The sequence below is a fragment of the Vibrio sp. 14N.309.X.WAT.E.F5 genome (genome assembly GCF_030397615.1).
Classification (GTDB): domain Bacteria; phylum Pseudomonadota; class Gammaproteobacteria; order Enterobacterales; family Vibrionaceae; genus Vibrio; species Vibrio lentus.
In genome coordinates, this window is the sequence record NZ_JAPNXR010000009.1 from 1 (window position 1) to 21,069 (window position 21,069).

The 21,069-nt window shown below is 44.3% G+C and carries 14 protein-coding genes, 6 tRNA genes and 1 rRNA gene; 15 read left to right on the top strand and 6 right to left on the bottom strand.

The window, feature by feature from the left end; translation table 11 throughout:
* Positions 1–8: 8 nt before the first annotated feature.
* Both rrf and OW495_RS11650 read left to right on the top strand, forming a co-directional pair.
* Positions 9–124: ribosomal RNA gene (gene rrf, locus OW495_RS11645) — 5S ribosomal RNA — on the top strand.
* 69 nt (positions 125–193) lie between these two features.
* Positions 194–284 (top strand) — tRNA-Ser (locus OW495_RS11650).
* 118 nt (positions 285–402) lie between these two features.
* Here OW495_RS11650 and ilvY read toward each other — a convergent pair.
* Positions 403–1,293 carry an HTH-type transcriptional activator IlvY gene (gene ilvY, locus OW495_RS11655; RefSeq protein ID WP_102513371.1) on the bottom strand — a complete coding sequence of 297 codons (891 nt, stop codon included), beginning with the start codon at positions 1,291–1,293 and terminating at the stop codon, positions 403–405.
* 146 nt (positions 1,294–1,439) lie between these two features.
* On the opposite strand from ilvY, the gene ilvC reads away from it, so the two are divergent.
* Entirely contained in the window at positions 1,440–2,924 is a 1,485-nt protein-coding gene (ilvC, locus tag OW495_RS11660) for a ketol-acid reductoisomerase (RefSeq protein ID WP_017112134.1), read from the top strand.
* Between the two features lie 278 nt (positions 2,925–3,202).
* Here ilvC and OW495_RS11665 read toward each other — a convergent pair whose 3' ends face one another.
* The 4 genes from OW495_RS11665 to OW495_RS11680 form a co-directional block, all read right to left on the bottom strand.
* A complete protein-coding gene (locus OW495_RS11665) occupies positions 3,203–3,454 on the bottom strand; it encodes an accessory factor UbiK family protein (RefSeq protein ID WP_009848085.1) in 252 nt (83 codons plus the stop codon).
* Positions 3,455–3,574: 120 nt separating this feature from the next.
* Positions 3,575–6,697 carry a multidrug efflux RND transporter permease subunit gene (locus OW495_RS11670; protein ID WP_102513372.1) on the bottom strand — a complete coding sequence of 1,041 codons (3,123 nt, stop codon included), beginning with the start codon at positions 6,695–6,697 and terminating at the stop codon, positions 3,575–3,577.
* Positions 6,698–6,708: 11 nt separating this feature from the next.
* Positions 6,709–7,815, bottom strand: coding sequence for an efflux RND transporter periplasmic adaptor subunit (locus OW495_RS11675; RefSeq protein WP_065106032.1), 1,107 nt, complete (start codon positions 7,813–7,815; stop codon positions 6,709–6,711).
* Positions 7,816–7,833: 18 nt separating this feature from the next.
* Positions 7,834–8,415: a TetR/AcrR family transcriptional regulator gene (locus OW495_RS11680; RefSeq protein ID WP_065106033.1), complete on the bottom strand. Its 582-nt coding sequence runs from the start codon at positions 8,413–8,415 to the stop codon at positions 7,834–7,836.
* 180 nt (positions 8,416–8,595) lie between these two features.
* Here OW495_RS11680 and rep point away from each other — a divergent pair, with 180 nt between their 5' ends.
* Positions 8,596–10,614 (top strand): DNA helicase Rep, encoded by a 2,019-nt coding sequence (gene rep / locus OW495_RS11685; protein ID WP_017112130.1) that lies wholly within the window; start codon positions 8,596–8,598, stop codon positions 10,612–10,614.
* A gap of 68 nt (positions 10,615–10,682) precedes the next feature.
* Here rep and OW495_RS11690 read toward each other — a convergent pair whose 3' ends face one another.
* On the bottom strand, positions 10,683–11,096 hold the full coding sequence (locus OW495_RS11690; protein ID WP_029223703.1) for a cytochrome c5 family protein: 414 nt from the start codon (positions 11,094–11,096) through the stop codon (positions 10,683–10,685).
* A 297-nt stretch (positions 11,097–11,393) separates the two neighbouring features.
* On the opposite strand from OW495_RS11690, the gene OW495_RS11695 reads away from it, so the two are divergent.
* The 11 genes from OW495_RS11695 (at position 11,394) to OW495_RS11745 (ending at position 21,039) form a co-directional block, all read left to right on the top strand.
* Positions 11,394–11,470: transfer RNA gene (locus OW495_RS11695), tRNA-Arg, on the top strand.
* 48 nt (positions 11,471–11,518) lie between these two features.
* Positions 11,519–11,594 (top strand) — tRNA-His (locus OW495_RS11700).
* A gap of 77 nt (positions 11,595–11,671) precedes the next feature.
* Positions 11,672–11,748 (top strand) — tRNA-Pro (locus tag OW495_RS11705).
* Between the two features lie 44 nt (positions 11,749–11,792).
* Positions 11,793–11,868, top strand: a tRNA-His gene (locus OW495_RS11710).
* Positions 11,869–11,923: 55 nt separating this feature from the next.
* Positions 11,924–12,000: transfer RNA gene (locus OW495_RS11715), tRNA-Pro, on the top strand.
* Positions 12,001–12,963: 963 nt separating this feature from the next.
* Positions 12,964–14,691 carry an ABC transporter ATP-binding protein gene (locus OW495_RS11720; RefSeq protein WP_017112129.1) on the top strand — a complete coding sequence of 576 codons (1,728 nt, stop codon included), beginning with the start codon at positions 12,964–12,966 and terminating at the stop codon, positions 14,689–14,691.
* A gap of 96 nt (positions 14,692–14,787) precedes the next feature.
* Positions 14,788–16,341, top strand: coding sequence for an ABC transporter substrate-binding protein (locus OW495_RS11725; protein WP_017112128.1), 1,554 nt, complete (start codon positions 14,788–14,790; stop codon positions 16,339–16,341).
* Positions 16,342–16,519: 178 nt separating this feature from the next.
* A complete protein-coding gene (locus tag OW495_RS11730; protein WP_017112127.1) occupies positions 16,520–17,497 on the top strand; it encodes an ABC transporter permease in 978 nt (325 codons plus the stop codon).
* 2 nt (positions 17,498–17,499) lie between these two features.
* Complete coding sequence (locus tag OW495_RS11735) at positions 17,500–18,438, top strand: ABC transporter permease (protein WP_017112126.1); 939 nt, start codon at positions 17,500–17,502, stop codon at positions 18,436–18,438.
* Positions 18,439–18,625: 187 nt separating this feature from the next.
* The gene (locus tag OW495_RS11740) at positions 18,626–19,594 is read left to right on the top strand and encodes an SPOR domain-containing protein (RefSeq protein ID WP_102513373.1); all 969 of its coding nucleotides are present in this window, start codon (positions 18,626–18,628) and stop codon (positions 19,592–19,594) included.
* 203 nt (positions 19,595–19,797) lie between these two features.
* A complete protein-coding gene (locus OW495_RS11745; protein ID WP_289886664.1) occupies positions 19,798–21,039 on the top strand; it encodes an NADH:ubiquinone reductase (Na(+)-transporting) subunit B in 1,242 nt (413 codons plus the stop codon).
* The last annotated feature ends 30 nt before the right edge of the window (positions 21,040–21,069 follow it).

Genomic DNA, 21,069 nt, shown 5'->3' on the forward strand with positions numbered 1-21,069 from the left:
AAAATTTGCTTGGCGACCATAGCATTGTGGCCCCACCTGATTCCATGCCGAACTCAGAAGTGAAACACAATAGCGCCGATGGTAGTGTGGGGTTTCCCCATGTGAGAGTAGGACATCGCCAGGCTTTAATTTCGCTGCTTGTATAACAAGTAGCAACCTCAACAGTGTGCTAATCTGTTGATGACAATTTGTTGGAGGGATGGCTGAGTGGTCGAAAGCACCGGTCTTGAAAACCGGCAACCGTTAATAGCGGTTCTAGGGTTCAAATCCCTATCCCTCCACCACCATTAGAAAGCCCGCTGAGAAATCAGCGGGCTTTTTCATATCTGCTATTTAGAAAAACCAAAAAGAGCACTAATGTGCTCTCTCTATTATTCTCTTAACCAGCATATCTAAAGTTAACTAGTCAGGGAGATATTTTCCTTTGGCTACTTGCCAAAACGCTCTAATCAGTGGGTTCTCAAGTTGAGATCGTTTACAGCAAACGCCTAATTCAAAGGGTTTGATTGGTTCTATTTTTAAACGATCGACCTTATCTCTCACAGGACTGTTGTTAATTACTACATCAGGAGCAATACCCACTCCACAACCTAGCGCAACCATGCTTACAATCGCCTCATGCCCAGATACTTGTGCGTAAATGCTGGGCTTAATCTTCATCTTTTTGAACCATGCATTCGCACGTTCACGGGCGGTACCTGCTTCGGGAATGATAAAAGGAACCTCATTCCAATTTGGCTTTTCGGATTGAAGTTGCTGACTAAAGCTACTGACACCGGATGGGATGATTACTGACAGTGGTATATCGCTAATGGTTTCGAATTCTAATCTTGAAGGCAAAATGTCTGGTTTAGCTGAAATAGCAATATCAGCCTCATCATTCAGTATCTTGTCAATGGACTGCGCTGGATCACCGGTAGAGAGCTTAAACTCAATATACGGGTGAATAGCCCTGAATTCGGTAATGAGTTCAGGAAGGTGACTGTAGCTTGCTGTTACGGAACAGAAAATACGGATCTCACCCTTGAGCTCCTGTTCTCCGCCTTTTAGGTGAAGATTATATTGCTGCCACTCGCCAACGATGCTCAATGCCACAGGCAGCAGATGTTTCCCTGCTGGTGTGAGGTCAACACTTCGATTATCCCTGATAAGCAGTTCCTGCCCTGTTTCTTCCTCAAGCTTTTGTATTTGACGACTAAGGGCAGAAGGACTGACGTGCATAGCAGCAGCTGTTTTGCTGAAACTCTTGCTATCACATAAATGTATAAATAATTGTAGAGATTTTATGTTCATGTTCTGTGATCGTTTCCATGTTGCATTTATTGCAATAACTAATTGTGAATATATCACTTTCAGCAACGGAGTGTCTGTTTTAGTATGAAGTCATTCGATAGAGAGATATCGACCTTACGGACTTATTTTTAAAGGAGTGCCCTACAATGGCTAACTATTTCAATACATTAAACCTTCGTGAGCAACTAGACCAATTAGGTCGCTGCCGTTTCATGGATCGTGAAGAATTTACGACTGAAGCTGAATACCTTGAAGGTAAGAAGATCGTCATTGTTGGCTGTGGTGCTCAAGGCCTAAACCAAGGTCTAAACATGCGTGATTCTGGTCTAGACGTATCTTACGCTCTACGCCAAGCTGCAATTGATGAGAAGCGTCAATCATTCAAGAATGCTGACGAAAACGGCTTTGTAGTTGGTAGCTACGAAACGCTAATCCCTCAAGCAGACCTAGTGATTAACCTTACTCCTGATAAGCAACACACTAATGTTGTTGAGACAGTAATGCCTCTAATGAAAGAAGGTGCTGCTCTTGGTTACTCTCATGGTTTCAACGTTGTTGAAGAAGGCATGCAATTACGTGCTGACCTTACCGTTGTAATGGTTGCACCTAAGTGCCCAGGTTCTGAAGTACGTGAAGAGTACAAGCGTGGTTTCGGTGTTCCAACACTGATCGCTGTTCACCCAGAAAATGACCCTAAAGGCGAAGGCTGGGATATCGCTAAAGCTTGGGCTGCAGGTACTGGTGGTCACCGTGCAGGTTGCCTAGAGTCTTCATTCGTAGCTGAAGTTAAATCTGACCTTATGGGTGAGCAAACCATTCTATGTGGCATGCTACAAGCCGGTTCTATCGTATCTTACGAGAAGATGATTGCTGATGGCATCGAACCAGGCTACGCAGGTAAACTTCTACAATACGGTTGGGAAACGATTACTGAAGCACTTAAGTTCGGTGGCGTAACTCACATGATGGATCGTCTATCTAACCCAGCTAAAGTTAAAGCGTTTGAGCTTTCTGAAGAGCTAAAAGACTTAATGCGTCCGCTTTACAACAAACACATGGATGACATCATTTCTGGTCACTTCTCTAGCACTATGATGGCTGACTGGGCGAACGATGACGTGAATCTACTGGGCTGGCGTGAAGAGACAGGCGAAACAGCATTCGAAAACTACCCAGCTTCTGACGTAGAAATCTCAGAGCAAGAGTACTTCGATAACGGTATCCTTATGGTTGCTATGGTTCGTGCGGGTGTTGAGCTAGCATTTGAAGCAATGACAGCATCTGGCATAATCGATGAGTCTGCTTACTACGAGTCTCTACATGAGCTTCCACTAATCGCAAACACAGTTGCTCGTAAGCGTCTTTACGAAATGAACGTTGTAATCTCTGATACAGCTGAGTACGGTAACTACCTATTCGCAAACGTGGCAACACCGCTACTACGCGAACAGTTCATGCCTTCAGTTGCAACTGACGTAATCGGTCGCGGTCTAGGTGAAACATCTAACCAAGTAGATAACGCGAAGCTGATTGAAGTAAACGAAGCTATCCGTAACCACCCTGTAGAGTACATTGGTGAAGAGCTACGTAGCTACATGAGCGACATGAAGCGTATCGCTGTAGGCGGTTAATTAGTCGCTTAGATACTGATAAATTTGTAGAAAAAGCAAAGCAGTATCATTGGCTCCTTACTGGTTGGAGTTATTATTAAGCAACACAACATCTAATAAAAAGGCTTGGTCGCCGTTGACCAAGCCTTTTTGCTTTTAGGCGAAAAGTTATACAGATCAGTAGAATGGACAGTGCTTGATAGGTGCTAGACGTCGAATTTCAGTTCTTGGTTGAGTCTTAGAAATACAAAAGGGTTGGTGTTTTCACACCAACCCTTTCAGTTTTCTTGCTTTACGGCTTACTTGTCAGCAATCTTTGCTTCTAAATCCGCTAGCTTCTGTTCCATCTCTGTCAGCTTTTGACGAGTGCGAAGCAGTACTTGTGTTTGAACATCAAACTCTTCACGACTCACAACGTCTAGCTTGTTTAGTTGGCCTTGGATAACTTGGCGAACTTTTTGATCTACATCTGAACCAAGCTCTTTGACTGGTTGAGGCATAGAGTCGTGGATCTGCTTAGCAATCTGTTCTAGTTTTTTTGGATCAAACATATCAATTAAAACTCCTGAATATTTCCTACCATTCTATTTAATCACACCGAAGAAGTCGCCTCTGGCGTATAAAAAAAGGCCACCGAAGTAGCCTTTTTAATTGTTAACACGACTTAGCGATTACTTATTATCAGCTAATTCTCTGTGTGCCGCTTTTGCTTCATCGACGCGAGCTAGCTTTTCTAGGTCTTTGTCTTCAACAAATACAGGTAGAGGTTTGTGTTTTTCAGCCAAGTAGCTGTAAATCACTGGCAGTACAAATAGCGTGAAGATAGTACCAATAGCTAGACCAGCAACGATTACGATACCAATACTAAAGCGCTGAGCTGCACCCGCACCACTTGCGTACATCAGTGGGACTAGACCCGCGATCATCGCAGCTGTTGTCATCAGGATTGGACGAAGACGAACCTTCGCAGCTTCCATTACTGCTTCTATACGAGTCTTGTGATGATGCAACTGTTCTTCTTTTGCAACTTCACAGATCAAGATACCGTGCTTGGTAATCAGGCCAACCAAGGTGATCAAACCTACTTGCGAGTAGATGTTCATCGTTGCCGCACCCCAAGCCAGAGCTATTAGGGCACCACAGATCGCCAGTGGTACAGATACCATGATAACCAATGGATCTTTCAGAGATTCGAATTGAATAGCCAGTACCAAGAAGATGATAGCCAGTGCTAGACCAAAGGTCGCGTAAAGTGCGCTACCTTCAGTTACGTATTGACGTGCTTCTCCCATGTAATCGTGGTTGTAGCCACTTGGAAGCTTATTTGCCGCCGTGTCTTCAAACCATGCAATAGCATCACCCATTGCAGCGCCTGGAGCAGGTACTGCACCAATCGTAGCTGAGTTCAATTGGTTGAAGTGAGGAAGAGAGCGAGGCTCTGCCACAACATCAATCGTAATCAAACTGCCTAGTGGTACAGCATTACCGTCCGCAGCACGTACGTAGTAGTTGTTCATCGATTCTGGGTTCAAACGGAATTTACGTTCAACCTGAGGGATAACCTCGTAAGAACGACCATTCAAGTCGATACGGTTTACGTAGCCATCTGACATCATGGTACCTAGCGTGATACCGATATCTTGCATGGTTACGCCGTATGCGCCCGCTTTATCCTTGTCGATGTGTACTTTCATCGTTGCTGAGTCGTAGTTCAGATCGAGATCCGAGTATACGAATAGTGGGTTTGTCGCTACATCAGTCAAAATGTCAGTGGTGATTTGGAACAAGCTTTCAAAACTGTTTGGCGTTGTAATAACAAACTGAATTGGAAGGCCTGAACCGGCACCTGGTAGTTCTGGCATTTGGAAGGCTGTTACTGCCATTCCTGGAACATCTTTCACCAAACCACCAACGCGGTTTGCTACCTCAGATTGGCTTGCTTCACGCTCACTCCAAGGAACCATAGATGCAATACCAAACGCTTGGTTTGCATTAGGAACACCTGTGAACACCTGTGCGTAAGCTACTTCTGGCTGATCAGACAGAATCTTGTTTACGTCGTTCATGGTATTTTGCATGAAGTCTAAGTTCGCATTAGATGGTGCAGTACCCATCAGCATGATTACACCTTTATCTTCTGAAGGTGCTAATTCACTAGGGATGAACTTGAACAACATCGGCAAACTTGCAAATACGATGATAGCAAAGCCAATGAATACCGGGCGATGTTGCATTACCGCGCCAAGCATACGCTCGTAACGGTTAGTCATACCATCCAAAACGCTATGAACCTTCTGCTCAAACTTGCTCGGCTCAGCGTGAGCTTTCAGCATTTTTGAACACATCATTGGCGACAGCGTTAGTGCCACGATACCTGATACAAATACAGAACCGGCTAGGGTTAATGCGAACTCTTTAAATAGTGAGCCCGTGATACCGCCCATCATTGCGATTGGAGCGTATACCGCACCTAGCGTGAGTGTCATTGCGATAACAGGCACCGCAATTTCACGAGTACCGATGATCGCAGCACGGAAAGGGGACTCTCCGAGCTTGATATGCCTGTCGACGTTCTCAAGTACCACGATCGCATCATCTACCACCAGACCGATGGCGAGTACCATTGCCAGTAGTGTCATCAGGTTCCAAGAGAAGCCCATCGCCTGCATTACCATTGCCACACCAATCAGAGATAGTGGGATAGTAACGATAGGGATCAGTACCGCTCGGAATGAACCTAAGAACAATGTGATTACGATTAATACGATTAATGCCGCTTCAAGAATTGTCTTGATAACTTCTTGAATTGACTCGTTAATCGCAATGGTTGAGTCGTACATTACGTTCATTGAGATGTTGCTTGGAAGGTTCTTCTCTAGCTGAGGAAGAAGCTCAAGTACATCTGCAGCGATGTTGATTGGGTTCGCACTTGGTGCCGCATTAATTGCTGCAACAACCGCCTCCTGACCGTTCGCACTTGCACGATAAACGTCGTGGCTTTTCTCTAGAGAAACCTTAGCGATGTCAGACAGACGAATAATCTCACCTTCACCACTTCTAACGACTAAGTTCTCTAACTCTTCAGTGTTTGATACTTGTGTATCGGCACTGCCGTTATAAAGAACGAATTCGCCAGTAGCTTGACCTGTCGCTGACTGGTAGTTGTTGGCATTCAATACCGACATAACATCAGTAGCGGTTAGGTTAACAGCTGCCATTTTTGACGGATCTAGCCATACGCGCAGTGCGTATTTCATACCACCATAAAGGTCGACTTTAGATACACCATTTACCGTAAATAGCTGCGGGTTGATTACACGCTCTAGATAATCGGTGATTTGGCTTGATACGAGCTCATCACTGGTAAAGCCAATATAAAGTACCGCGGTCGTTGAACCGGTCGACATGGTTACGGTTGGGTCTTCGGCTTCTTTTGGAAGCTGAGAACGCACCGAGTTTGTCTTGGCCAGTATGTCAGACAGCGCCGCATTCGGGTCGGTGTTCAACTTCATGTTAACTGTGATAGTTGAACTACCCAGTACAGAAGATGAAGTCATATAATCGATATTATCCGCTTGAGCCACGGCCTGTTCGAGGGGCTGGGTTATAAAGCCTTGGATAAGATCGGCACTTGCACCGTAGTAACTCGTTGTTACGGTTACCACAGTATTCGTCATTTCAGGGTATTCACGCACCTGCATTTTGAAGATTGCTTGTAGACCAAGCAGCGCAATCAAAAAGCTGATGGATACCGCTAGAACTGGACGTTTAATAAAAACATCAGTAAAGCGCATTATGCCTCCAGTTACAGCTTAGGTGTTTCAGATGGTGGCGTGATCGCATCACTTTCCACAACCTTAACTTTGGCACCGTTACTTAGACGAACTTGGCCAGAAGTTACAACTGTATCGCCAGCTTTAACACCCTCAAGGATGTGAGCAATATCAGCGGTACGTTCACCTACTTTTACAACATGTTGAGCAACACGTTGAACACCGTCTTCTTCCGTTAGGATGTAAACATTGTCACCGTATAGTGTGAAGGTGATTGCTGTTTGAGGTAGTGTTACTTGGTTCTCTAGCTTAGGCAGAATGATGTTGGCACGAGCGAACATACCGCTACGAAGCTTGCCATCATTGTTTGGAATGTCTGCTTGAACTTGAATCAAACCACTTTGGATGCTTACTGCAGGTTCGATTGCACTAATAGAACCTTCGAAAGGTTTTTCAGGGTAAGCGTCCACGAAGATATCGATAGCTTGACCAACATTGATGCGTGAGATGTCTGTTTGAGAAACGGTGAAGCGCAGGCGCATTACACTGGTGTCTTCTAAACGAACGATATCAGTACCCGACTGTAGGTATTGACCTAGATACACATTACGGATACCGACTTTTCCGTCGAATGGTGCACGGATTTCACGGCGTTCAATCGATGCTTTCAGGCTTTCAATATCAGCAGATAGAGAGAAGTAGTTCGCTTCTGCTTCATCGTATGCTTCTTTAGAGATCGAGCCTTTCTTATATAGACCTTGGTAACGTTTGTATTTTGCTTTCGCAGCAGGCAAACGAGCTTCAGAGCTCTTTAGGTTTGCTTTTTCTACGTCAGAATCGAGACGTACTAGTTGCTGGCCATTCTTAACATCAGTACCAGATTCGAAAGAGATTTGATCAATGACACCGCTGGTTTCATTGGCTAGCGTTACACCTTGGTTTGGTTCGATGAAACCAATCGCTTCAATCACTGGAACCCAGTCGATCGGCTGAACTTCAGTCACTGTTACTGGAAATTCTGGCTCAGGGCGGTTGGCCATAAACTCAGCAATTTTTTGTTGTTTGAACATGTTGAACCCGATAACGCTGCCGAAAAGCAGTACAGCGATGAGTAACATGAAGAAAGTCCACTTTTTCATTATGGTCAAAACTCCGATCTAGTGTGTAATTATTGCGTCCCAACTGGCTTCAATGGCTGCTTCTAATGCGGCCTCATCCATTTGGTAAAAACCTAAAGAGTGCTTGCGTGCAAGTGACACGCTAGCGGCTAAACTTAAACCACTTAAAATTTCATTATTGAGTGGTTTAAAAATTCCTTGCTCTTTACCCTCGTTAAACAGTAGCTCAACTTGGGCAAACATTTTTCTTTCAAGTTCCCTAAATGCCATACTATTTATTGCAGGTAGAGAATCGTACTGAACCCTATTTTTGATTGCTGCAGGGTCTGTACCCGCTAAGTTCCATATGTTTAACCACATAGTTCTATAACGTAGCTTTATTGAATCTGAATCATTAACACCATTTTGAACAGCGTCCGCGACTCTTTGAGTTACCTGAATGCGAACATCTTCAATTAAATGGTCTTTATCATCGAAATATCGATAAATAGTCCCGGCAGCCACACCTGCTTCTTTGGCCAGTTTTTGCATTGATAAGCCTTGAAAGCCGACCTCCGCAATTAACTTTTCCGCAGCAGAGAGTATCTGTAAGCGTTTATCTTGAGATGTATTATTGGTCATAGACTAATCACTAGTGAATGAACGTTCATTCATTATAGCCTGAATTACGTACATTTGTGCAACAGAGTTTTGCATAAATAGAGTAAAATTCTTGTGTAAGAGAGCATAGCATTCGTACCGTTGCACCATTATTATAGGCGCGCGTGAACAAATAGACCTTTTAACCATGTTGAGAAAGTAATGAAACTGAACCCAAGACAAGATGAAGCTGTGAAATACGTCTCTGGTCCTTGCCTCGTTTTAGCGGGCGCAGGCTCAGGTAAGACACGTGTAATCACCAACAAAATCGCTTATTTGGTTCAGGAATGTGGTTATAAAGCTCGTAACATTGCCGCGGTAACTTTTACTAATAAAGCGGCACGTGAAATGAAAGAGCGTGTTGGACAAACCTTAGGAAAAGGCGAGTCGAAAGGGCTCATTGTTTCGACGTTCCATACCATGGGCCTTACGATCATCCGTCGAGAGTACAAAGCGCTTGGTTTAAAAGCGGGTTTTTCTCTATTTGATGATCAAGACCAGTTAGCTTTATTAAAAGAGCTAACGGAGAAGCAAATTGATGGTGATAAGGATTTGTTACGTGCATTGATGAGCACAATTTCAAATTGGAAAAATGACATGTTAACGCCAGATCAGGCGAAAGCACGTGCTCAAGGTGAACAAGAGCAGTTATTTGCATTCTGTTTTGAGATGTATCAAAAACAAATGAAGGCTTATAACGCATTAGATTTTGATGATTTGATCGCAATGCCTGTTTTACTGTTGAAAACCAATCAAGAAGTCCGTGAACGTTGGCAATCTCGCATTCGTTACCTATTGGTCGATGAGTATCAAGATACCAACACCAGTCAATATGAGCTGGTTCGTTTACTCGTGGGTGAACGCGGTCGTTTAACTGTAGTAGGCGACGATGATCAGTCGATCTATTCATGGCGTGGTGCGAAACCACAAAACTTGGTGTTACTTGGTGAGGATTACCCTAACCTACGCCTTATTAAGCTTGAGCAAAACTATCGCTCAACCAGTCGTATCTTGCGTGCGGCGAACATCTTGATCGCCAATAACCCGCACGTGTACGAGAAGTCACTGTTCTCTGAGATCCCGGATGGCGAAAAACTCAAAGTACTTAACGCCAAGAATGAAGAGCACGAAGCCGAACGTATTACTGGTGAAATCATTGCGCATAAATTTTTGAATCGTACTGAGTACAAAGACTACGCGGTACTTTATCGAGGTAACCACCAATCTCGATTGATTGAAAAAGCGCTGATGCAAAACCGAGTGCCTTATAAGATTTCTGGCGGAACCTCGTTTTTCGCCAGAGCTGAGATAAAAGACATCATGGCGTACCTGCGAGTATTGGTGAACCCGGATGATGACAATGCCTTCCTACGTATTGTGAATACTCCGCGTCGCGAGATTGGTCCTGTTACGTTAGAGAAGTTGGGCAGTTACGCCAATATGCGTGGCAAGAGCTTATTTGAAGCCAGCTTCGAAATGGGGTTAGAACAGACATTGACTGGCCGTGGTCTAGAAAACCTGCGTCGTTTTTCTGATTGGATTGTTCGTATCTCGGATAATGCTGAACGTGGAAACACCGTAGAAGCGGTGCGATCCTTAGTTCGTGACATTAATTACGAAGATTGGCTCTACGAAACCTCTCCAAGTCCGAAAGCGGCAGAGATGCGAATGAAGAACGTGTCTGATCTCTATAGTTGGATTGTTGCCGATCTAGAAGGTGACAATTACGATAAAGAAGAGAAGACGCTTCGCGAAGTGGTTCAGCGTTTAACCCTGCGTGACATGATGGAGCGTGGGGAAGATAACGACGATGCGGACCAAGTTCAATTGATGACGCTGCATGCTTCGAAAGGCCTAGAGTTTCCTTATGTGTTCTTGATGGGGGCAGAAGAGGGTATTCTTCCGCACCAAACCAGTGTTGATGAAGGTAATGTAGAAGAAGAACGTCGTCTTATGTATGTAGGCATTACTCGAGCGCAAAAAGAGCTGACTTTCACTAAGTGTCGTGAGCGTAGACAGTACGGTGAGTTGATCAAGCCAACACAAAGCCGCTTCTTAGATGAATTGCCTCATGAGGATGTGGAGTGGGAATCGGTGAAAAAGCCGCAGTCGGCTGAAGAGAGAATGGAAAAAGGGCAGGCACACATTGCGAATATTCGTGCGATGTTCAATAAGAAGTAATAGACAGAGTTTCAGGTAATAAAAAAGGTGACCTCATGGTCACCTTTTTTATATCAATCTATTTTAGCTTACAGGCCAGCAATCATGTGCTCGATAGCATCTTTGATTTCATCGTCAGAACAGTCCATACATGAACCTTTAGCAGGCATTGCATTGAAACCGTTGATTGCGTGATCTGCTAGGATGTCTCGGCCTTGTGCAATTCGTGGAGCCCAATCACCAGCATCGCCAGCTTTTGGAGCGCCGCTCACACCTGATGCGTGACAAGCAATACAGAAGGTTCCGTAAACTGCTGCGCCATCACGAGGGCCTGTTGGTTCAGCAACGACTGGCTCACTACCGACTAGGTATACTTGACCAACTGGTTTGATGCGCTCAGCAATAAGATCTTGCTCCGCTTCACTTAGGCCTGAAGCCATAACGCCAGTGGAAAAGGTTAAAGCTGCGATAACAACAGTTAAAATTCGACGAGACATATCCATTAAACTCACTTTACATTCCCAAGGTAAGTACATGCTTACCAATTTATAGTGTTAGAGGGGTGTGTTGATTTAAGTTGCAAAAAGCGACTGTTAAATCAATGTAAATAATGGGTGATTATATCCTGATAAGTTGTTGCAATAAACAACAACTTATAAGCTCCAGAGGGTTGTAGTACTCAAATAAGGGGTTTATCACATATTAACTGTCGAAAAAGAGACCAAACAGAAAAAAAAGTTAAAAAAGTACTAGACGACCTTAGGTGATATACGTATTATTCCACTCCGCCGACAGGGCATGCGCCTGTAGCTCAGCTGGATAGAGCGTTGGCCTCCGGAGCCAAAGGCCGAAGGTTCGAATCCTTTCAGGCGCGCCATCCGGTCTCTTACTTCGGTAAGTGAGAATTGGCAAAAAAGAAACAATGGTGGCTATAGCTCAGTTGGTAGAGCCCTGGATTGTGATTCCGGTGGTCGCGAGTTCGAATCTCGTTAGCCACCCCATTCTTTCTTTACAAAATAACGGTAGCTTCGGCTTCCAGTGTTGACTCATTATTCCCAAGAGTCGAGACAAAATTAGTCGGTGAATAGCGCAGCTTGGTAGCGCATCTGGTTTGGGACCAGAGGGTCGGGGGTTCGAATCCCTCTTCACCGACCACTATTTCAATAATCGCTTGATAGCGGTTATATAAAAAATTAGTGGTGGCTATAGCTCAGTTGGTAGAGCCCTGGATTGTGATTCCGGTGGTCGCGAGTTCGAATCTCGTTAGCCACCCCATTAATTTTGGTAACTTCTCTGAAGTTCCCTGTTTGAGAAATCAAACGAAACGTCTCGGTGAATAGCGCAGCTTGGTAGCGCATCTGGTTTGGGACCAGAGGGTCGGGGGTTCGAATCCCTCTTCACCGACCACCTTAAAAAAACCTCATCAGAAATGATGAGGTTTTTTTTCATCTGTAGATCACCAGATTGGAACTCAAGTCGGGTTCGCCTGATGTTCAAAGAATGTCTCTTCACCGATCGCTTAAGAAGCTACGCTAAAAAAAGGGGCTTTTTTATATCTATCGTATCGGAAATTCTTCAACTTTTGATTTTGATTTTGAGTGCAGGGAACTGACTCATTTCGATAGCTCGCGTGGCATCACTTCAGTCATCGCCCTCTATATAAAACACCCCACCATCGATTTTTTAGATTCTCACGCCTTAATTGAGATGAGCGCTTTATGAAATGCGCTGATCTATATCTGATTTTATATAAATAAATCACTCAATTATTCGACAGATTAATGAGTTTGGTCTAAAGATTTTTATTAAAAGTGAAATCTGCCCCTAAATTTGCTCACTAAGGCCTGTAATTGACAGCTTTCTTTACTCCCCGTCGCTTAAATTCTTCTCTAATTTATTAAACCTTTCGTTTTTCTGGTTTGTATTCGTTGAAATAATGGGAGAGGTTGAATGTATGGCTAAATTAGATCTATCTGGTTGTTTTATTTGCTTAAATTAATAAAATTAGTATTTGTTTCTATAGTGTTAATTGTTTTTTGGAATAATTATTTGTTTTTAGTGACTGGTAGTGAGATCTGCTTTGAACCATAGGTTTAACTCTACAAGTAAGTAGTAGTAAGGGATTTGTGAGTGTTTATTACCAACAATATGATGTTGTTTTTTCTTACTACATGCTCTCTGTGTGAATAGTTATGTGGCACTTTTGCTTGCTAAGCGTTTAATGTCGACTTTTTATCCTATTTTTGTTGCTTTTCTGTGAATTATTTGCCAAATTGTCAACCGTATAAAATATCAGAACAATATTCTGGTAAGAATGGATTCAATTTTGCAGACAGGGCAGAGAGCTGCCAAAGCAGTAGAGGTCTGGTAATGTCACTTTTAGAAGTAAAAAATCTTCGTATCGAATACCCATCACGTCATGGTGTACACGCTGCAGTAAAATCATTGTCGTTTAGCATTGAGCGCGGCGAGATTGTCGGTGTTGTTGGTGAATCTGGCGCTGGTAAATCAACAGTAGGTAATGCTGTGATCGATTTGCTAAGCCCTCCCGGTCGTATTGCGAGCGGTGAAGTGTTCCTTGATGGTGAAAAAGTATCGGGTTTATCTCCGGAAGAGATGCGTAAAGTTCGCGGCTCTAAGATTGGATTTATCTTTCAAGATCCAATGACTTCTCTTAATCCTCTATTTACCGTAGAACAGCAATTAAAAGAAACCATCCATGCCAATATGAAGGTAACGGATGCAGAAGCTTATCAGCGTTCATTAGACTTAATGAACCAAGTGGGTATCCCACAACCTGAAAACCGCCTTAAACAGTATCCGCACCAATTCTCTGGTGGTATGCGCCAGCGTGTGGTTATCGCGATTGCATTGGCAGGCGAACCTGACCTGATCATCGCCGATGAACCAACAACCGCTCTAGACGTATCTATCCAAGACCAAATCTTAGGCCTGATTCGCGATCTATGTATTAAGAAAAACGTAGGTTGTATGTTGGTAACCCACGATATGGGTGTTGTATCTAACGTGACTGACCGTGTTGCGGTTATGTACCGTGGTGATCTGGTTGAATTCGGCCCAACGAAACAAGTACTGGGTACACCTGAACACCCATACACGCACAGCTTGATTTCAGCCGTTCCTCGTTCAGATCGTAAACTCGACCGTTTTCCTCTTGTTAGCTACATCGAAGAAGCACACGAGATGGAAGCCTTAGATGTAAAAAATCACTGGTTAGGTCAAAGCCAAGATCATCGTGAATACACAGGTCCGCTACTGAACGTAGAAAACGTTAACCTACGATTCACGACAAAAGATTCTTTCTTCGAAAGCCGTCGCGAGTATGTGCAAGCTTCAAACAACGTAAGCTTTGAAGTGCATGAAGGTGAAACCTTTGGTCTAGTGGGTGAGTCTGGTTCTGGTAAATCAACCATTGCACGTGTCATCGCAGGCCTATACGCCCCTAACTCAGGCAAAGTAACCTTTGAAGGTGTCGATCTTACGGGGCTTAAATCTGAAAAAGAACGTCGCCCAATGCGTCGTCAAATGCAGATGGTTTTCCAAAACCCGTATACGTCAATGAACCCACGTATGAAGATTTTCGACATCATCGCAGAGCCAATTCGTTTCCATAAACTGACTCGCAACGAGAATGAAACTCGTCAGATTGTTCATGATTTGTTGGATCATGTTGGTCTTGGAAAAATGGCAGGGGTTAAATACCCGCATGAATTCTCAGGTGGTCAGCGTCAGCGTATTTCTATCGCTCGTGCTTTGGCAACGCGACCTCGCCTATTGATTTGTGATGAACCAACATCGGCGTTAGATGTATCGGTACAGGCGCAGATCCTAAACCTATTAAAAGATCTACAAGATGAGCTAAACCTAACCATGCTGTTCATCAGTCATGATTTACCGGTTATTCGTCAGATGTGTGATCGTGTTGGTGTGATGCAGATGGGTACGCTACTGGAAGTGGCACCTACTGAGCAGTTATTTAACTCTCCACAGCATGAATATAGCCAACACCTGATTTCTTTAATGCCTGAATTTACGGGCTTACGAGAAGAAAAAGCAGTGGCACAAGCCGCAATATAAATTTCAGCAGGGTAGAGGCTTAGCCTGCCTGAAATACAATAACAGACGCAAATACAACAACTAGGGATCTGGATTCCCGCATGAAGGAGTTATGCAATGAAAACCATGAAAAGCAAATTAGCAGTAGCTTTGATGGCAGCTGGCCTAAGCTTTAGTGCAGCAGCAGCAGATATTACTGTTGGCTACGCAGCTGACCCAGTGTCACTTGACCCGCACGAGCAGCTATCTGGCGGCACACTGCAAATGTCTCACATGGTGTTTGACCCTCTAGTACGTTTCACTCAAGAGATGGATTTTGAAGGCCGCCTAGCGACAAGCTGGGAACGTGTCAATGAAACGACTTTCCGCTTTAATCTACGTCAGGGTGTTAAATTCCACTCAGGCAATGAACTAACAGCTGACGATGTTGTGTGGACTTTTGAACGTCTACAAGCATCTCCAGACTTTAAGTCTATCTTCACGCCTTACGAGAAGATGGTAAAAGTGGATGACTACACAGTTGAACTAGTCTCTAAAGCGGCTTACCCACTAGTACTACAAACAGCAACTTACATCTTCCCAATGGACAGCAAGTTTTACTCAGGCCAAACAGCCGAAGGTAATGACAAGTCTGAGCTAGTTAAGCACGGTAACTCGTTCGCTTCTACAAACGTTTCAGGTACAGGTCCATTCATCGTTACTCAACGTGAGCAAGGCGTTAAAGTAACGTTTGAGCGTTTTAACGATTACTGGGATACAGAAACGAAAGGTAACGTAGACAAGCTAACATTGGTTCCAATCAAAGAAGATGCAACACGTGTTGCGGCCCTTCTTTCTGGCGATGTAGACATGATTCACCCAGTAGCACCTAACGATCACAAGCGTGTTAAAAACGCTAAAAACATCGATCTAGTGACGTTGCCTGGTACTCGTATCATTACGTTCCAAATGAACCAAAACAGCAACGAAGCGCTTAAAGATGTTCGCGTTCGTCAAGCAATCGTTCATGCGATTAACAATGAAGGTATTGTTAAGAAAATCATGAAAGGTTTCGCTACTGCAGCTGGTCAGCAAAGCCCAACAGGCTACGCGGGTCACGATGATGCACTAGTACCTCGCTACGACCTGAAAAAAGCAAAAGAGCTAATGAAGGAAGCGGGCTACGAAGATGGCTTTACGCTAACTATGATGGCACCAAACAACCGTTACGTGAACGATGCAAAAGTTGCTCAAGCGTCTGCGGCAATGCTATCTAAGATTGGTATCAAAGTTGATCTTAAAACGATGCCTAAAGCGCAATACTGGCCTGAGTTTGACCTATGTTCAGCAGACATGATGATGATCGGTTGGCACTCAGATACAGAAGATTCAGCTAACTTCAGTGAGTTCCTAACAATGACTCGTAACGAAGAAACGGGTCGTGGCCAATACAACTGTTCTGGTTACTCAAACCCAGAGATGGATGCAATTGTAGAAGCTTCTAACACTGAAACTGACCCAGTTAAGCGTTCTGAAATGCTGAAAGGCGTTGAAGCAACACTTTACAACGACGCAGCGTTTGTTCCTCTTCACTGGCAAAGTGAAGCGTGGGGCGCGAAGTCTAACGTAGGTGCAGCAGACGTAGTAAACCCAATGGTTATGCCTTACTTCGGCGACCTAGTTGTAAAATAATCTAGCTTGCTAGAATCGAGAGCCTGAAGCTTTTCAGGCTCTCGAATTATTAAGAAATAGATTTAAGTTTCGGTATTTGGTCTTCCTTCAGTCTGGCTAAATACCTTTTTTAAGACTGAAATTTTTTATCTAGTCGCGGATTTTGATTAGATAGTCATGGATAGATAAGGGGCAAGGAATGGTTACGTTTCTGGTCAAGCGCCTGTTTCAGGCACTGATAGTGATGTTTGTGATCAGTTTGGTGGCGTTTGCCATACAGGATAACCTGGGCGACCCGTTGCGTGAGTTAGTCGGTCAATCTGTTTCAGAATCGGAGCGTCAAGCGCTGCGTGATGAACTCGGCTTAAATGATCCCTTCATTACAAAATACACTCGCTTTGTAGGCGCTGCTCTACAGGGTGATCTTGGTACTTCGTACTTCTTTAAGCGTCCGGCTGTGGACGTGATTCTCGATAAGTTAGTAGCCACACTAGAGTTAGTGTTTGGCGCTTCTATTATTATTGTTTGCCTGTCGATTCCACTAGGCGTTTACTCCGCTATTCACCCTAAGAGCTTTTTTACCAAGCTGATTATGGCGGGCAGTAGCGTTGGTATCTCGGTTCCTGTGTTTTTGACGGCCATTATGTTGATGTATGTCTTCTCTATCGAGTTAGGCTGGCTACCGTCCTTTGGTCGTGGTGATACGGCAAACTGGTTTGGTTGGGAATCTGGTTTCCTAACACTTGATGGCTTGGCTCACCTTGTGCTTCCAAGTATTGCTTTGGCTTCAATCATGCTACCGCTGTTCATTCGTCTCGTGCGTTCTGAAATGCTGGAAGTATTGAGCTCGGAATACATCAAATTCGGCAAAGCGAAAGGCTTAGCTTTAAACAAAATCTATTACCAACATGCTTTGAAAAACACCATGCTACCGGTACTTACCGTGGGTGGTGTTCAGATTGGTACTATGGTGGCTTACACCATTCTTACTGAAACGGTTTTCCAGTGGCCAGGTACAGGCTTCTTATTCTTAGAAGCAATCAACCGTGTAGATACACCATTGATTACCGCATACGTTATTTTTGTTGGTCTTATTTTCGTAGTGACTAACACGATTGTTGATTTGCTTTACGGTGTTATCAACCCAACCGTTAACATCACAGGGAAAGGAGCATAATCATGGAACAGACATCGACAGTGCCGTCTCGCTGGGAACGTTTTAAGCAATCTGACATTGTGTATTACTTCTTACGCGACAAAGTGGCAATGGTGAGTTTCGCCATTTTCTCAATCTTCTTAGTGATGGCACTAGCAGCACCTATTCTAGCGCCAACAGACCCGTACGACGTGACATCGATTGATATCATGGACTCAGAACTTCCACCATCATGGATGGAAGACGGCGAAGATCGTTTCTTGCTAGGAACGGATGAGCAAGGCCGTGATATTTTATCGACCATGCTTTACGGTTCGCGTTTATCACTGACCATTGGTTTCTTAGCGGTAGGTCTACAACTGACGCTTGGTATCATCATTGGCTTGTCTGCGGGTTACTTCGGTGGCCGTATTGATAGCTTCTTGATGCGTTTTGCGGATGTTCAGCTCTCTTTCTCGACCATGATGGTTGCGATCATTGTCTCGGCCATCTTTAAGGCAAGCTTTGGTAGTGACTTTTATGCGCAATACGCCGTTGTAATGCTGGTGGTCATCATTGGTATTGCCGAATGGCCTCAGTATGCGCGTACCATTCGTGCATCAGTATTGGCAGAGAAGAAGAAAGAATATGTAGAAGCAGCTCGCGTGATGGGCTTTAAAGCGCCACGTATCATGTTCCGCCATATTCTACCTAACTGCTTATCACCAATTTTGGTTATCTCTACGGTACAGGTGGCAAATGCCATCATGTCGGAAGCGGCACTTTCTTTCCTAGGTTTAGGTTTGCCAGTCGACCAACCGTCACTGGGTGCCCTGATCAGTACCGGTTTTAACTACATTTTCTCTGGAGCATGGTGGATCACAGCATTCCCAGGTGTTCTTTTGGTAACACTCGTTCTAGTGATCAACCTATTAGGCGACTGGTTACGTGATGTATTTAACCCTAAAATTTATAAAGGGTGATAACGCGGATTGATTTTTAGTAAAAAAAATCACTAAACTAAGAGCCGTAAGCAATTACGGCTCTTTTTTTGCTTAATGGATCTGGAACTAAGTATTATTGACATGGTCAATAATACTTAAAATGGAATTCATGTTTTATCGACATAGAATCGGTAACAATTAGCCCGAGAGGGTTTAAGTGGTGGTTATGAAATTGACAATGAATGCTGTATGTCGTGCTGTGAGTAAAAATTATCGTATGGGGCTTATTGCTGCATCCCTCTTGGCATCGAGTCAGGTTAATGCAGAATCGGTTCTATGTGATGCTACTCAAGCAAGCACTAATCAATTACCACAGCTAGAACAATCATGTCCGATCGGTAAGGGTGTTTGGGGCAGCAAGGCGCCTAAACGTCATTCATCTAATGAACTGTTTTGGGTTCAATGTGGCCTGCTTAATAAGCCTTTGTCATTGAGCCGAGCGAAGCCTCTTTATGAAAAGATCTCGACCAATGTATGGATGAAGCCTGAAGGTGGCGATTATCGTTGTCTGATTGGTCCTTATTCGACATTCTCTGATGCGAGAAAAGATCTGGCTCAGGTGCGTAAAGTGTCTGGATACAGTGAAGCCTTCATTCGTATGGTGGATAAGTCTCAGACCTCGTCACAGCCTATCGTTGCAAAACCGGCAGAGCCAAAAATGGCTAAGACTAAGGCGCCTGTAAAATCAAAACCAGTAGTGAAGCCTGCACCGAAACCCGCGGTCGCGACTTCAGCGGTAGCCGCAACGAGTGCTGCCGCAATCCAAGCGATTCCTAGTAATGATTCAAGTTCGGGCAATGATCTCGATCTCGAAATTCGTGTAACTGCTAATGTTGCGGGCAACAAATATGCAGTGCCTTATTTGTCGGACCATAAACAGCAGTTTTATATGGAGCAGGGAAAGCCTTGGAGTCGTTTAGATTTTGGCAGCGCCGAACTTGTGTGTAATCAGATCGGCATGAAGTTGATGAATGAACAACAATGGCAGAGTATCCTTGGCTCAAAAGTCATGGAAAAGCAGAACTGGCCAATGCACTTACCTTATTGGGGAGCGGATAAAAAAGGCCTGTTCACTAACGGTAACGTAAACCAGCTCAAAGGCTCTTCATTACTCAACGTGATGTGCGTTAAGTAACAACGACCGTTATAAGATTAAACAAGCCTCAGCCATTGCTGGGGCTTTGTTGTTTATGCGTCTAGCTTTCTCAACGTCGGTTTTGCTGTTGAATACTGACTCGTTTCATCAATACAAATTTGATTAAAAATCGCTAAAAATTGTTCAAATAGAGCAGTTGGTGCGTAGAAAACCATAACTCAAGCAATAAGGTGATTGAGATTATGAGTTTGAAGAAACGATTAGAAGACGTAGCCCCGCGTTTTGAAGCTGGGGGTAAGTACGAAAAGCTTTACCCAGTCTATGAGGCGTTTGCCACCATCTTTTATACGCCTGGCAACGTAAACCAAGGCTTGACCCACGTTCGAGATAGTATCGATCTCAAGCGTATTATGATTTTGGTGTGGCTGGCGACTTTCCCTGCCATGTTCTGGGGCATGTATAACGTCGGACATCAGAGTGTCTCGGCACTAACATCCAGTTATCAACTCAATGAGCTTACCTCGGTTATCGAGAGTAGTTGGCGCTTATCGTGGGCATTTGGTGATGCACAGTCCTTAATGGCAAGTGGCTGGGGGAGTCAGATGTTGCTCGGCGTTCTCTATTTTTTACCCGTTTACGCGACAGTTTTCGTTGTCGGTGGTTTTTGGGAGGTGCTGTTTGCCGTTGTGCGTAAACATGAGGTCAACGAAGGCTTTTTTGTTAGCTCGGTTTTATTTGCCTTAATTCTTCCACCGACTATCCCGTTATGGCAAGCAGCGCTAGGTATCACCTTTGGTATCGTTGTCGCGAAAGAGCTGTTTGGTGGTACAGGGCGCAACTTCCTTAACCCAGCCCTTGCAGGTCGAGCCTTTCTCTACTTTGCCTATCCTGCCAACATGTCGGGAGGTTTAGTATGGGTGGCAGCCGATGGTTATTCTGGTGCAACACCTTTAAGCCAATGGTATGAAGGTGGCAGCACTTCGCTTATGAATAATATGACGGGTGAGTCGATAACGTGGATGGACGCGTTTGTCGGCAATATACCGGGTTCGATGGGTGAGGTTTCTTCATTGCTTATCATATTGACGAGTCTGATTCTGATTGTCATGAAGATCGCCTCTTGGCGCATTGTTGCCGGTGTGATTATCGGCCTCGTCGTGACTTCGAGTTTGATGAACTGGATTGGCTCTGATACCAACTCGATGTTCTCAATGCCTTTCTACTGGCACTTTGTATTAGGTGGCGTCGCCTTTGGTACTTTCTTCATGGCAACCGACCCAGTTTCTGCCGCGTTTACTAATCAGAGTAAGTGGGCTTACGGGATTCTTATTGGTGTGATGACGGTTGGTATTCGAGTGCTCAACCCTGCTTATCCAGAGGGCATCATGTTGGCGATCCTGTTCGCTAACCTGTTTGCTCCATTGTTCGACTTTGTCGTGAAAGAGCAAAACATCAAGCGAAGACAAAAACGCACAGCACGATAAGAAATATGACCCAAAAGAAAAAGGCTTGCA

Excerpts from the sequence above, each read along its gene's own strand:
- OW495_RS11745 (WP_289886664.1), top strand. The coding sequence starts at position 19,798 with ATGAGTTTGAAGAAACGATTAGAAGACGTAGCCCCGCGTTTTGAAGCT.
- OW495_RS11675 (WP_065106032.1), bottom strand. The coding sequence starts at position 7,815 with ATGAAAAAGTGGACTTTCTTCATGTTACTCATCGCTGTACTGCTTTTC.
- ilvC (WP_017112134.1), top strand. The coding sequence starts at position 1,440 with ATGGCTAACTATTTCAATACATTAAACCTTCGTGAGCAACTAGACCAA.
- OW495_RS11735 (WP_017112126.1), top strand. The coding sequence starts at position 17,500 with ATGGAACAGACATCGACAGTGCCGTCTCGCTGGGAACGTTTTAAGCAA.
- OW495_RS11690 (WP_029223703.1), bottom strand. The coding sequence starts at position 11,096 with ATGGATATGTCTCGTCGAATTTTAACTGTTGTTATCGCAGCTTTAACC.
- OW495_RS11740 (WP_102513373.1), top strand. The coding sequence starts at position 18,626 with ATGAAATTGACAATGAATGCTGTATGTCGTGCTGTGAGTAAAAATTAT.
- ilvY (WP_102513371.1), bottom strand. The coding sequence starts at position 1,293 with ATGAACATAAAATCTCTACAATTATTTATACATTTATGTGATAGCAAG.
- OW495_RS11680 (WP_065106033.1), bottom strand. The coding sequence starts at position 8,415 with ATGACCAATAATACATCTCAAGATAAACGCTTACAGATACTCTCTGCT.
- OW495_RS11730 (WP_017112127.1), top strand. The coding sequence starts at position 16,520 with ATGGTTACGTTTCTGGTCAAGCGCCTGTTTCAGGCACTGATAGTGATG.
- OW495_RS11725 (WP_017112128.1), top strand. The coding sequence starts at position 14,788 with ATGAAAACCATGAAAAGCAAATTAGCAGTAGCTTTGATGGCAGCTGGC.
- OW495_RS11670 (WP_102513372.1), bottom strand. The coding sequence starts at position 6,697 with ATGCGCTTTACTGATGTTTTTATTAAACGTCCAGTTCTAGCGGTATCC.
- OW495_RS11720 (WP_017112129.1), top strand. The coding sequence starts at position 12,964 with ATGTCACTTTTAGAAGTAAAAAATCTTCGTATCGAATACCCATCACGT.
- OW495_RS11665 (WP_009848085.1), bottom strand. The coding sequence starts at position 3,454 with ATGTTTGATCCAAAAAAACTAGAACAGATTGCTAAGCAGATCCACGAC.
- rep (WP_017112130.1), top strand. The coding sequence starts at position 8,596 with ATGAAACTGAACCCAAGACAAGATGAAGCTGTGAAATACGTCTCTGGT.